The organism is Marivita sp. (genome assembly GCF_022763305.1).
Classification (GTDB): Bacteria; Pseudomonadota; Alphaproteobacteria; order Rhodobacterales; family Rhodobacteraceae; genus Marivita.
On the sequence record NZ_JALEGT010000014.1, the window covers coordinates 41548 to 53126 of the forward strand.

General features: G+C 64.9%; 13 protein-coding genes and 1 riboswitch. Of the genes, 8 read left to right on the forward strand and 5 right to left on the reverse strand.

Annotation, left to right across the window (positions count from 1 at the left end; translation table 11 throughout):
- Positions 1 to 4: 4 nt before the first annotated feature.
- Genes MRY75_RS02040 through mraZ form a run of 4 tightly spaced genes read right to left on the reverse strand, consistent with a single transcriptional unit; the run spans position 5 to position 3650 of the window.
- On the reverse strand, positions 5 to 1792 hold the full coding sequence (locus MRY75_RS02040) for a penicillin-binding protein 2 (RefSeq protein WP_292305478.1): 1788 nt from the start codon (positions 1790 to 1792) through the stop codon (positions 5 to 7).
- Positions 1789 to 2142, reverse strand: coding sequence for a cell division protein FtsL (locus tag MRY75_RS02045; RefSeq protein ID WP_292305479.1), 354 nt, complete (start codon positions 2140 to 2142; stop codon positions 1789 to 1791). The genes MRY75_RS02040 and MRY75_RS02045 overlap by 4 nt, the downstream gene beginning before the upstream one ends.
- Positions 2142 to 3134, reverse strand: a complete 993-nt coding sequence (gene rsmH / locus MRY75_RS02050) for a 16S rRNA (cytosine(1402)-N(4))-methyltransferase RsmH (RefSeq protein WP_292305480.1) — start codon at positions 3132 to 3134, stop codon at positions 2142 to 2144. The genes MRY75_RS02045 and rsmH overlap by 1 nt, the downstream gene beginning before the upstream one ends.
- Before the next feature lie 6 nt (positions 3135 to 3140).
- Entirely contained in the window at positions 3141 to 3650 is a 510-nt protein-coding gene (gene mraZ, locus MRY75_RS02055; RefSeq protein ID WP_292305481.1) for a division/cell wall cluster transcriptional repressor MraZ, read from the reverse strand.
- Between the two features lie 674 nt (positions 3651 to 4324).
- Positions 4325 to 4507: riboswitch (cobalamin riboswitch) on the forward strand.
- A 106-nt stretch (positions 4508 to 4613) separates the two neighbouring features.
- Here mraZ and MRY75_RS02060 point away from each other — a divergent pair.
- From MRY75_RS02060 to MRY75_RS02090, 7 genes are read left to right on the forward strand one after another with little or no spacing between them, the layout of a single operon-like run.
- Entirely contained in the window at positions 4614 to 5594 is a 981-nt protein-coding gene (locus MRY75_RS02060) for an iron ABC transporter permease (RefSeq protein ID WP_292305482.1), read from the forward strand.
- On the forward strand, positions 5591 to 6349 hold the full coding sequence (locus MRY75_RS02065) for an ABC transporter ATP-binding protein (RefSeq protein WP_292305483.1): 759 nt from the start codon (positions 5591 to 5593) through the stop codon (positions 6347 to 6349). The genes MRY75_RS02060 and MRY75_RS02065 overlap by 4 nt, the downstream gene beginning before the upstream one ends.
- Positions 6346 to 7134, forward strand: coding sequence for a cobalamin-binding protein (locus MRY75_RS02070; RefSeq protein WP_292305484.1), 789 nt, complete (start codon positions 6346 to 6348; stop codon positions 7132 to 7134). The genes MRY75_RS02065 and MRY75_RS02070 overlap by 4 nt, the downstream gene beginning before the upstream one ends.
- On the forward strand, positions 7128 to 7748 hold the full coding sequence (locus tag MRY75_RS02075) for a MotA/TolQ/ExbB proton channel family protein (protein WP_292305485.1): 621 nt from the start codon (positions 7128 to 7130) through the stop codon (positions 7746 to 7748). Before MRY75_RS02070 ends, MRY75_RS02075 begins: the two co-directional genes overlap by 7 nt.
- Before the next feature lies 1 nt (position 7749).
- Positions 7750 to 8124, forward strand: a complete 375-nt coding sequence (locus tag MRY75_RS02080; RefSeq protein ID WP_292305486.1) for a biopolymer transporter ExbD — start codon at positions 7750 to 7752, stop codon at positions 8122 to 8124.
- Positions 8121 to 8510 carry a biopolymer transporter ExbD gene (locus MRY75_RS02085; protein ID WP_292305487.1) on the forward strand — a complete coding sequence of 130 codons (390 nt, stop codon included), beginning with the start codon at positions 8121 to 8123 and terminating at the stop codon, positions 8508 to 8510. The genes MRY75_RS02080 and MRY75_RS02085 overlap by 4 nt, the downstream gene beginning before the upstream one ends.
- Entirely contained in the window at positions 8510 to 9493 is a 984-nt protein-coding gene (locus tag MRY75_RS02090; protein ID WP_292305488.1) for an energy transducer TonB, read from the forward strand. The genes MRY75_RS02085 and MRY75_RS02090 overlap by 1 nt, the downstream gene beginning before the upstream one ends.
- A 49-nt stretch (positions 9494 to 9542) precedes the next feature.
- Here the strand turns inward: MRY75_RS02090 and MRY75_RS02095 are convergent, their stop codons facing one another.
- Positions 9543 to 10610 (reverse strand): Mrp/NBP35 family ATP-binding protein, encoded by a 1068-nt coding sequence (locus tag MRY75_RS02095; protein ID WP_292305489.1) that lies wholly within the window; start codon positions 10608 to 10610, stop codon positions 9543 to 9545.
- Positions 10611 to 10881: 271 nt separating this feature from the next.
- Here MRY75_RS02095 and MRY75_RS02100 point away from each other — a divergent pair, with 271 nt between their 5' ends.
- Entirely contained in the window at positions 10882 to 11055 is a 174-nt protein-coding gene (locus tag MRY75_RS02100) for a DUF1127 domain-containing protein (RefSeq protein WP_138488115.1), read from the forward strand.
- Positions 11056 to 11579: the final 524 nt, after the last annotated feature.

An 11579-nucleotide genomic window follows, 5' to 3' on the forward strand; every position in this document is an offset into this window, starting at 1 on the left:
GCCCTCAGTTCGAGGTGTTGATGATGCCCGTCAAATGCCGTGTTTCGACCTCCGGACGCAAGCCCAGAAGAGGTGCGACGCGGCGGATCATTTCGGCGGCCACGGGCACGGCCGTCCAGCCTGCGGTGCGGCGCGGTTTCGTCCCGCTGGTTTCCACCGGCTCGTCCAGAGTCACGATCAGCACGTATTTCGGATCATTGGTCGGAAACACCGACGCGAAGGCGTTGATCACCTTGTCGTCGTAATACCCGCCGCCCCGCGCCTTGGGTTTGTCCGCCGTTCCGGTCTTGCCGCCCACCGAATAACCCGGCACCTCGCCAAAACTGGCGGTGCCCTCGGTCACGACTTTCCGAAGCATATCCAGCGACTGCCGCGCGGTCCGCTCGGACATCAGGCGCGGCCCGAGCTTGGGCCCGTCCTGCCGGAGCAGCGTCGGCTCGACCTTGTACCCTCCATTGGCAATCGCCGCATAGCCTGCCGCCAGATGCAACGGGCTCGAAGACAGACCGTGACCATAGGAGATCGTCACGCTCGACAGGTCGGTCCAGCGCTGCGGCACCAGCGGCTTGCCGCCGGCGGCCTCCACGATTTCGAGCGATGTCGGCTCGAAAAAGCCGAGCGACTTCAGGAACTCCTGCTGCCGCTGCGACCCGATGGCCAGCGCAAGCCGTCCCGTCCCCCGGTTCGAGCTTTTCACGATGATGTCCGAGACCGACAAAGGCCCGTAGTTCTTGTTGTTGAACTCCCCGATCTTGAACCCGCCCACCTTCATCGGGCCGGATGTGTCGATCACGGTCTCGGGGCTGACCAGCCCCAGTTCCAATGCCTGTGCCGAGGCGAAGATCTTGAAGGTCGATCCCAGCTCGTAGACCCCCTGCACCGCGCGGTTGAACAGCGGGCTGTCCGCCGCCTCGCCCTGGGTAAGAGGACGCGGGCGATCATTGGGGTCGAAATCCGGCAAGGAGGCAATCGCGATCACTTCGCCCGTGTAGATGTCCATCAGGATGCTGGCCGCACCCTTGGCGTTCATGAGGTTCATGCCCCCCTGAAGCACACGTTCCGTAGCCGCCTGAATCGTCAGGTCCAGGGAAAGCTCGAGCGGCGCGCCCTCGCGTGCGGGATCACGCAGCTCGTCGTCGAAGAATTTCTCGATGCCCGCCGTTCCGATAACTTCAGCAGAATGAACACCTTCGCGGCCAAAGCTCGCCCCACCAAGAATGTGCGACGCCAGTGCACCGTTGGGATAAAGGCGCATCTCGCGCGGCCCGAAAAGCAGTCCCGGCTCACCGATGTCGTGCACCTGCTGCTTTTGCTCGGGGCTCAATTTTCTGCGCACCCACATGAACTTGCGGGACCCGGTGAAATCTTTACGCAAACGTTCTTCGTCAAGCTCCGGAAATATCTTGACCAATTCCGCTGCAGTCCGCAGCGGATCGACCATCTGCTGCGGATGCGCATAGAGTGAGAATGTCTCCATGTTGGTCGCCAGAATGCGCCCGTGCCTGTCGACGATATCGGCCCGGCTGGCAATGATCGACGCGCCGGTCGCCTGCGCACGCGGCTCCTCCGGCTCGGACGCCGCGAGCGTCCCCATGCGCGCTCCGATCACGCCGAAGGCACAGAAGAACATCACCGCCATCACCAGAAGCCGACCCTCGGCACGCGACCGCGCCTTGTCGCGCATCTGCTCGTGCCGGATGCGCAGATTTTCGCGCTCGATGGCATCGGGGTTTTCGTCCTTGCGGCGGGCGTCGAGGATGCGCGCCAAAGGCCGAAGCGGCGTGCGGATCATGGTTCTTGCTCCTGTGCGCCTGCACTTGAAATCTCGACCGGATCGGTGATCGGCAATTCCGGTGGTTGCGGGTAGGCGATCTGATCCACCCGGCCGAACTGGTCCGGCTCGAAGGGCATCAGACCCAGACGTTCAAAATTCACCTCGGCCAGATCGCGCAGACGGTCGGGCCGGTTGAGGTAGGCCCATTCCGCCCGCAGCACCGCCAGACGCGCGCGGGCGTCGGCAATCTCCGACCGCACCGTCTGCGCCTCGCCCAGCGCCGCCTGCGTCTTGTAATTCTCGTGATAGGCCCAGAACGCGGCCCCGATCACGGTCAGAAAGGTCAGCACATAAAGCAGAGACCGCATCACCGATCCTCCTTCAACATTGGCAGGGCGATCTGCCCGGCGTCGATCTCGCCCGCTGGCGCATCCGTGCGCCGCGCGACCCGCAGCTTGGCCGAACGCGCGCGCGGGTTGACCGCCAGTTCGTCATCATCCGGACCCACCGCCTTGCGGGTCACGATCTCGAATGCGGGGGTTTCGGCTTCGATCTCGGGCGCATAGCGGTTGGCCCGCCCGGCCTGTCCGCCCCGCGCCTGCAGGAACCGCTTGACCATCCGGTCTTCAACCGAATGAAAGCTCACCACAGCCAGCAGCCCACCGGGTTTGAGCACCCGCTCCGCCGCCATCAATCCCCGCATCAACGCACCGTATTCGTCGTTCACCGCGATGCGCAGCGCCTGAAAACTGCGCGTGGCCGGATGCGATTGCCCCGGCTTCGGACGCGGCAGGCAGGTTTCGATGATCCCCGCCAGTTCGAGCGTGCGGGTGATCGGGTTGATCCGCCGCGCGCCGACGATCGCCTTGGCAATCCGGCGCGAGGCGCGCTCTTCCCCGTATGTGTAAAGAATGTCGGCAATATCGAACTCGTCCGCCGTATTGACGATATCCGCCGCAGACGGACCCTCTTGGCCCATCCGCATGTCGAGCGGCCCATCCTTCATGAAGGAAAAGCCCCGCTCCGCAAGGTCGAGCTGCATCGACGACACACCAAGGTCAAGCACCACGCCATCCACATCCGAGGCAATCTGGTCCATCTCGGCGTAATTGGCGCGGTGCAGTTCGATGCGCCCCTCGAAATCGCCAATCCAGGCCGATGCCATCTCGTGCGCCAGAGGGTCACGGTCGATGCCGATGACCTTGTCCGCCCCGGCAGCAATCAGTCCGCGCGCATAGCCCCCGGCCCCAAAGGTGCCATCAACCCAAACCCCCGCCACCGGCGCCACCGCCCGCAGGAGCGGAGCAAGCAGGACGGGAATGTGAGGATCAGTCGAAGGTGTGGCAGCGGCAGCAGACATGTCCGATCAGCCCCCCGGTTGCTGATCCAGGAAGATGAGCGGATCGACATCGTCGGGCAACTCGCCAAGCCACTCCTCCGTCGCGGCAAGCTCTTCGCTTTCATAGGTCGACGGCTCCCAGATCTGGAAGGTGTCGCCCGCACCGGTAAAGAGCGCCTCGGAGGTCAGGCCGATCTTGTCGCGCAGCTTGGCCGGAAGGACCAGGCGACCCGTTTCATCGACGCTTGTGGCATGTGATTGCGTGTTGAACAGACGCTGCAGCATCTTGCGCTCGACCGACCCACGCGGGAGCGCCTCGATCTTCTCGTCCACTTCCTCGATGGCCTGGACGGTGTAGCATTCAAGGTATTTGCGGCGGGAATCGCCATAGACGATGACCAGCTCGGGGTTCAGACCTTCGGTGAAGTTCGGATCGCCAGCTTCGAGAACACGGCGAAACGAGGCCGGGATCGACACCCTGCCCTTGCCATCAACCTTGTGATGACTTTCACCTCTGAACCTCAGCTTACGGCTCACTGCCTCACTGGTCCTCTCGTTGCCTGGGCCCGGATACGGAAACGGCGGGTTGATCTGCTGCCACTGATCAACCCGCCGTCCGTGTCCCGTTTCCGGGAAGTCCGACTGCGCGCGCCACCTGGGGGGATGTCTGCTCGCCCGCGCGCCGGATCTCTGTGTTCGATGAAAGCGGGTGCCTGTATGAAACCTGCTTTTTTTATTGTTTGGATACCGCGTCGAGGTCTGTGCGCCTCGTTTGCTGTTCCTGCTCTCATCTCGTGCATTAGGGATGCCATGGGAAAGCATGGGTCGCAACAGTTTTTTATGGGAATTCGACACCACATCCTGTTCCCACCCCACCCCAAGAGGCACATCTGGTGTCAAATCAGCCAAAAATTCGCAAAACTTGGCGGAGCCAATTTCAAAACCCACAAGATATAGATCAAACTCTAGCGCAACATGATTGCCCATAATTTCCCGTGGGTGAAACAAACAAACCAAGAACATCCAGATTGGGCACATCTCATCAGCTGCAAATTAACCGAAATTCGGCCGGATTCCCGACGAATCACTTGCCGGATTCGGAGCTGACCGCGCCAATTCCCGAACCTGTCCCATCAATTCCCATGACCCGTCCCACGCAATCCCATGCGCGCCCGCAGATCCGCGACGCTTGCAATGTGACCGGGCGGGTTGTACGCCCGATGCGTCACGGTCCGGGCAACCCCCGGTGAAAAGGGAACGTGGTGAAAACCCACGACTGCCCCCGCAACTGTAAGCGGCGAGCGTGTTCGGCACATGCCACTGGGAAACCGGGAAGGCCCGACACACGCAACGACCCGCAAGTCAGGAGACCTGCCGCGACGGATCACCCTACACCCGCGCGGGGCGCGCGGGATGTGACGGACCTCCGGTGTGGTGACAGTCACCGTCTTTGGGCGCGTCCCGAAGGCTTGATATGTTCGATGCGCGGGAGACAGAGCGATGAAGCTCTTTGGTGCGCTGATGGGTCTGACGGGTGTGATGTTCCTGGCATCGCTCTTCGTCGGCTATGCGGCGATCCCGATCCCCGAAGGACTGGCGGCCCTCTTCGGACAGGGCAACCCGCTCTTTGTCACCGTGATGCAGGAGATCCGCCTTCCGCGCACGCTGCTGGCGGCGATGATCGGTCTATCGCTGGGTTTGGCGGGTGCCGCCATGCAAGGCTTCCTGCGCAATCCGCTGGCCGAACCGGGCCTGATCGGGGTGTCGGGCTCGGCCGCGCTCGGAGCCGTGGTCGCACTGCAAACCGGGCTCGCAGCCGCCTTCATGCTGGCCTTGCCGATCACCGCTCTCGTCGCAGCCGCCTTGGGCGTGGGTCTGATCCTGCTGCTCGCCGGTCCACGCGGGTCGTCGCTCACCCTGATCCTCGCGGGCATCGCGGTTTCGGCCTTTGCCGCAGCGCTCACCTCGCTGGCGCTGAACCTGTCACCCAACCCCTATGCCGCGTCCGAGATCATGTTCTGGATGATGGGGTCGGTCGCCAACCGCGCGATGGATCATGTCTGGCTCGCCCTGCCGATCATGGCGCTCGGATGGCTGATCCTTGCAGGCCTGGGGCGCGGACTTGATGCGCTGACTCTGGGGGAGGACGCCGCAGAAGCGCTTGGCATTTCGATCACGCGGCTCCGGCTTCAACTCCTCGTAGGAACAGCCGCCGCCGTTGGGGCCGCGACGGCCGTCGCAGGTGCGGTCGGCTTTGTCGGTCTTGTCGTGCCGCACATCCTGCGCCGCTTTGCGCAGGGACGCCCCTCCACCCTGCTCTGGGCCTCCGCCCTTGGCGGCGCCGCCATGGTGATGGCGGCAGACCTTGCAACCCGCCTGATCCTGCCTGACAGGGATCTGAAGCTGGGAGTCGTCATGGCCCTGATCGGCGCACCGCTGTTTCTGCACCTGATCTACAAGACCCGGAGGGAAGTCGCATGACCCTCCTGACCGTACAGAACCTGACGGTGAAACGCGGGGAATGCCCTGTGGTCGACCACGCCTCCTTCACAATCTCCGCAGGCGAATGCGTCGGATTGATCGGTCCCAACGGGGCCGGCAAGACCTCTCTGCTGCGGGGTGTGCTTGGCCTCCTGCCGCACGAGGGGCACAGCTCGCTTGCCGCCATGGCCCCGAGACAGCGGGCCGCGCAGGCCGCGTGGCTGCCGCAGAAGCGCGAAATCGCCTGGCCCATGACCGTCGAACGCGTCGTGGCCCTTGGCCGTCTGCCCTACCTCGCCCGTGGCGCACGCCTGACGCCAGCCGATCAGAGCGCCGTTGATGCCGCGCTGACCCGCATGGGTCTCGCGGGGTACCGCGACCGGCTCGCCACAGCGCTGTCCGGCGGCGAACAAGCGCGCGTCTTGATCGCCCGAACACTGGCACAGGACACACCGCTGCTGCTGGCCGACGAACCCATCGCCGGGCTTGACCCCGCCGCACAGATCGCAACGCTGCAGGTGTTCGAGTCCCTCGCCCAGGAAGGCCGGGCCGTGCTCACATCCTTGCATGACCTTTCGCTCGCCGCCCGCTACTGCACCCGTCTTGTCATGATGAGTGCAGGTCGGATCGTCGCCGATGGCCCACCAGAGGACATCCTCACCGCCCAGCGCCTCGAAGAGGTGTTTCACCTGCGCGCCGAGATCATCCCGACCGCGCATGGCCCGCTGGTCCAACCCCACGGGGTGACGCTGTGACAGCCCCCACCCGCATCGTCTGCCTGACCGAGGAAACGGTCGAAACGCTCTACCTGCTGGGTCAGGAGGACCGCATCGTCGGCGTCACCGGCTATGCCCTGCGCCCCAAACGTGTGCGACAGGAAAAGCCCCGCGTCGGCGCGTTCACCTCTGCCGACATTCCCAAGATCCTCGAGTTGCGTCCCGATCTCGTCCTCACCTTTTCCGACCTGCAGGCCGACATCGCCGCCGACATGATCCGCGCGGGCGTCGAGGTTATGGCCTTCAACCAGCGCGACGTGGCGGGCATCCTGCGCATGATCCGCACGCTGGGTCGCCTCACAGATTGCACCGCCAAAGCCGAGGCACTGGCCCAAAGCTACGAGGCCCGCGTCGCCACCCTGCGCGCCAAGGCCCCGACACATCGCCCCCGCGTCTATTTCGAGGAATGGGACGATCCGATGATCACCGGCATCGGCTGGGTCTCCGACCTGATCGACATCGCGGGTGGCACCGATTGTTTTGCCCATCTGCGCCACGAACAGTCGGCAAAGAACCGCATTGTGACGCCTCAGGACGTGATCACCGCCGCGCCCGACATCATTGTCGCCTCATGGTGTGGCAAGAAGGTGAGACCGGAAAAGATCGCCGCGCGTCCCGGCTGGGATATGATCCCGGCTGTCGCGCAGAACCGCATCATCGAAATCAAATCGCCGCTGATCCTGCAACCCGGACCAGCCGCGCTGAGCGACGGGCTTGACGCCCTGATCGCCGCCCTCTGCCCTAAGGACGTGCCCGCATGCTGACCCAGATCACCGACTTCCTGAACATCGGCGGCCCGGCGCTTTGGGTGATCGCGGGGCTGAGCGTAGTCACCCTCGGTCTGATCCTATGGAAACTCTGGCGTCTGTCGCTGATGGGCGCATGGCGGAAGGGTGCGACCGAGGCGGCCGTGGGCCAGTGGCAGATTGGCCAATATGACAACGCCCTTGCCAGTTTGCACACTCGCACCGGCCTGCGTGCCCGTGTCGTGAAAGCGGCGATGCAGGCCAGCCAGACCCTCCCCCCCGAGGACGCCCGCGAAGAGACCACCCGCATCGCCCGTGGCGCGCTGATGGACGCGGGCAGCGGGTTGCGCGCGCTCGACCTGATTGCCACCATCGCGCCCCTTGTGGGCCTGCTCGGCACCGTCCTTGGCATGATCGAGGCCTTTCAGGCCCTGCAGGACAGCGGCGCCCGCGCCGATCCCTCGGCCCTTGCAGGCGGCATCTGGGAGGCGCTTCTGACCACCGCTGCCGGTATGGCTGTCGCGATCCCCGCGTCGATGGCGCTGAGCTGGTTCGACAGCATCAATGATCGCCTCGCCCATGATTTCGACGACCTCGCCACCCGCATCCTGACCAAAGGCAAACAGGGCTGACATGCTGAACCTCGCGCATCAGACACGCCGCCGCCGTATCGGGCTCACCCCGATGATCGACGTCGTATTCCTGCTGCTGGTGTTCTTCATGCTCGCCGCGCGCTTTGGCGTCACCGACGCGATCCCGGTCACTCTGTCAGGCGGTTCCGCGCAACCTTATGAGGGCCCGCCGCGCCTGATCACCGTCCTGCCGGGCGCGCTGCGTGTGAACGGCATCGACACCGCCGATCCGGTTGCCAGCCTGACCCCGCTCATGGGCACCGAGACCGACATCATCCTTCTGCGCGCCCGCGACGGGGCCTCGGTCCAGCATTTGCTGGACGTGATGGGCACCCTTCGCGCGGCGGGCTGGACCAACCTTGTGGTGCTGGAATGAGACGCCGGACGCGCATCGCGCCGGTATCCCGGCGCTCTTCGCGGGAACCGGTGGTCCCGATGATCAACGTGGTGTTCCTGCTGCTGATTTTCTTCCTGATGACCGCGCAGATCACCCCGCCTGCGCCGTTCGATGTCACTCTTCCGAATGCCAGTGGCGAGGACGACACCGGCCAGCGCGCGCTCTATATCAGTGCTGATGGCGAGATCGCATTCGAGACCGCCCGAGGCGACGCTGCCTTGGCCGAAGCGGTGCAGGCGTCCGACTCAGGACCCCTCCGGCTGAACGCCGACGCGACGCTTTCTGCTGCAACGCTTGCGCAGGTGCTGGGGCGGTTGACGGCTCTTGGGGCCACACGCGTCGATATCGTGACGGAGGGCGGGTGATGCGGGTCTTCGAGATCGTCGGGTTCATTGCTCTTTCGGGTGCCCTCCATGCGGCCACGCTGGCGATTGCGCCCATGCCGGGTGGCGGCAGCAGCGGTGGCGAAGGGGGCACGGCGGATGTCACGCTGCAGGCCGCGAGTCCGACCCTTGCCGCGATGGTCCAAGACTGGGAGCGCCCACCCGAGGTCAGCGCCGCCCCGGACCTGGCCCCGCCCACGATTGGATCGGAACCGGAGCGTCCCAGCGCCGACGCGCGATCTGAGCTGCGCCCGCCGCAGATGGCTCTGGCCGCGCCAAGCGCCGCACCTGACCGGCCTGAGGCCGACACACGGCTGCCTGCGCCGCCCGTCCCCTTGGCCGCACCCGCCCCGGATGATCTGCCCGTGCCGGAGATGCGCAACACCGATCTGCCGGAAGTGCCGCGTGCACATGCTGCGCCCAAGCGCGCCCTGCCACAGTTGGCAGCACCAACGGACGACGCCCAAAGCGCACCACGCCTGGACACGACGCCGGCCGAAAGCCGCACGGCACCGACGACCTCGCTGCGTCCCGCACCCCGGCCGAAGCGCGTTGCAGCGCAGCCCGCCCGGACACCGGACACGGTCTCGCGCCCGGCCCAGACAGCCAAAGGCGGCGGCGCAGCACCCAGCACGGCCCCGGCTGCTCCACGCGCGGCTCCCGCTGCCACTGGTCCGTCAAAGGCTCAGCTTGCGCGTCTGGAACAGCAATGGGGCGCACAGATCTCATCGGCGCTGCGCCGCGCGCACAGGCCACCGCGCGGGGTGGCCGGATCCGTGACGCTTGTGATCTCGATCGCGCCATCGGGACGGGTGGCCGGCGTTGCGCTGGCGGCCTCATCGGGCAACAGCCGTCTGGATCAGGCCGCCCTTGCCGCGGTCAAGCGCGCGCGGTTTCCCCGCGCGCCCGAAGGGCTGACACAGTCCAGCTACCGCTTCAGCCAACGTCTGACCGTGGCGCGGTGACGCTCCGTCGACGGAGCGTTGCGATGCGTCGACGCATCGCCCGCCCGCCTCAGGCCATACCGCCCTTGATCAGACCCTCGGCAAGTCTGGCATAGGCTTCGGCCATCGGCCCATCCCCCGCCGCCACCGGCACCCCGCCATCACCCGCCAGACGCGTGTCCAGATCCAGCGGCAGTTGCGCCAGCAACGGCACACCACGGGAAGACGCCTCGGCCACGGTGCCGCCCGATCCGAAGATATGGCTCTGCCCGCCGCAATGGGGGCAGGTGAACACGGCCATGTTCTCGATCAGCCCAAGCACCGGTGTCTTCAAAGTCTCGAACATGTCCAAGGCCTTGCGCGCGTCCAGCAGCGCCACGTCCTGCGGCGTGGACACCACGATAGCCCCGGACACCTGCGCCTTCTGGCAGAGCGTCATCGCCACATCGCCCGTCCCCGGCGGCAGATCGACGATCAGCACATCCAGATCCCCCCAGGCGACCTGACTCAGCATCTGTTGCAGCGCGCCCATGAGCATCGGCCCGCGCCAGACCACGGCCTTGTCCTCGGGCAGCATCAGACCGATGGACATGACCGTCACACCATGCGCCTTGAGCGGAACGATTGTCTGACCATCCGGGCTGTGCGGCTTTTCTGACACGCCCATCATGCGAGGCTGGCTTGGGCCATAGATATCGGCGTCGAGCAAACCGACGCGGCGTCCTGCCCGCGCCAGCGCCACGGCGAGGTTCGAGGACACAGTGGACTTGCCCACCCCACCCTTGCCGGACCCGATCGCCAGAATGCGCCCCACACCCGCGGGTTTGAGCGATCCGGCCTGCGGTTTCATGTGCCCGCCGATCTTCAGCCCCTTGGGTGGTGCGGCGGCCGGACCATGCGCCGTCAGCGCGACGGACACCTGCGCAACTCCCGGCAATTCGGCCACAACGGCTTCGGCCGCCTTGCGCACAGGCTCCATCAGACGCGCGATTTCGGGCGACGGGGCTTCGATGACGAACCGGACCGTGGAGCCGTCGATCCGGATCGCGCGCACGAGATCGGCCGATATCAGGTCCTTGCCATCCGGAATCGCCACGCGGGAGAGTGCTGCGCGAACCTGTTCTGATGTTACGGACATTCCAAACCTCTCGTAATTCTGTAACCTTGGTGGCCCCGCCCGGGAGGCGGATCCGGCGGCTGCGCTGAAAATAGCCCTGTTAGCGCAAAATGCACAAATTTGAACCATCTACCCTATGCAATTGCTGCATAGCAGCATTGTAGCAAATCCGGATTGTGCAGGCGCAGCATTCGCCTATTTTTGTCTCAAGCGAACGGAAACACGCAAATTCGAACAGAGCAGACAGATGGCTTACGAAACAAACACACTCGGCGCAGTCGGCAACGGCATCATGGATCGGGTCAACACCCTGATCGCCGATTACCGCGCCAAAGCGGCACGCCGCAAGATCTACCGCGACACCCTGCGCGAACTCAGCGCGCTGTCGCACCGCGAGTTGTGCGATCTGGGATTGAACCATTCCGAGATCAAGCGCGTTGCGTATCAGGCAGCTTACGAAAGCTGATCGACATTCGGTGAGCAAGCGCCCCAACGGGCCCCTCACCACACCGGCTCGGGCGTCCTCTCCTCCTCCCTGGACGTTCCGGACTTGACGGTGGCACCCCTCCTCCTCCCTGGGTGTCACCGTCGCAGAATTCGGGCTTCGGCCCACACGAGATCGGCATCCTCTCCTCCTCCCTGGATGCCGTGATCCTGACGGTGGCACCTCTCCTCCTCCCTGGTGCCACCGTCACAAGGTTTCGGGCTCCGGCCCACACGAGCTCGGCATCCTCTCCTCCTCCCTGGATGTCGTGATCCCGACGGTGGCACCTCTCCTCCTCCCTGGTGCCACCGTCACAAGTTTCGGGCTTCGGCCCATTCGAGATCGGTGTCCTCTCCTCCTCCCTGGACGCCGTGAACTGGAAACGGTGGTGCCTCTCCTCCCTTGGCACCACCGTTTTTTCTTTTCGGGCGACCGCGGTTCGACAAGCGGTGGACGGGGTTTCGAAAGAGCGGGGACAAGGGAAGTAGGACGAGGCGCAACAACGC

Bases quoted from the DNA above. Each gene is read 5' to 3' on its own strand.
- MRY75_RS02040 (WP_292305478.1), bottom strand. From the start codon at position 1,792: ATGATCCGCACGCCGCTTCGGCCTTTGGCGCGCATCCTCGACGCCCGC.
- MRY75_RS02045 (WP_292305479.1), bottom strand. From the start codon at position 2,142: ATGCGGTCTCTGCTTTATGTGCTGACCTTTCTGACCGTGATCGGGGCC.
- rsmH (WP_292305480.1), bottom strand. From the start codon at position 3,134: ATGTCTGCTGCCGCTGCCACACCTTCGACTGATCCTCACATTCCCGTC.
- MRY75_RS02060 (WP_292305482.1), top strand. From the start codon at position 4,614: ATGAAGCTCTTTGGTGCGCTGATGGGTCTGACGGGTGTGATGTTCCTG.
- MRY75_RS02065 (WP_292305483.1), top strand. From the start codon at position 5,591: ATGACCCTCCTGACCGTACAGAACCTGACGGTGAAACGCGGGGAATGC.
- MRY75_RS02075 (WP_292305485.1), top strand. From the start codon at position 7,128: ATGCTGACCCAGATCACCGACTTCCTGAACATCGGCGGCCCGGCGCTT.
- MRY75_RS02080 (WP_292305486.1), top strand. From the start codon at position 7,750: ATGCTGAACCTCGCGCATCAGACACGCCGCCGCCGTATCGGGCTCACC.
- MRY75_RS02085 (WP_292305487.1), top strand. From the start codon at position 8,121: ATGAGACGCCGGACGCGCATCGCGCCGGTATCCCGGCGCTCTTCGCGG.
- MRY75_RS02090 (WP_292305488.1), top strand. From the start codon at position 8,510: ATGCGGGTCTTCGAGATCGTCGGGTTCATTGCTCTTTCGGGTGCCCTC.
- MRY75_RS02095 (WP_292305489.1), bottom strand. From the start codon at position 10,610: ATGTCCGTAACATCAGAACAGGTTCGCGCAGCACTCTCCCGCGTGGCG.
- MRY75_RS02100 (WP_138488115.1), top strand. From the start codon at position 10,882: ATGGATCGGGTCAACACCCTGATCGCCGATTACCGCGCCAAAGCGGCA.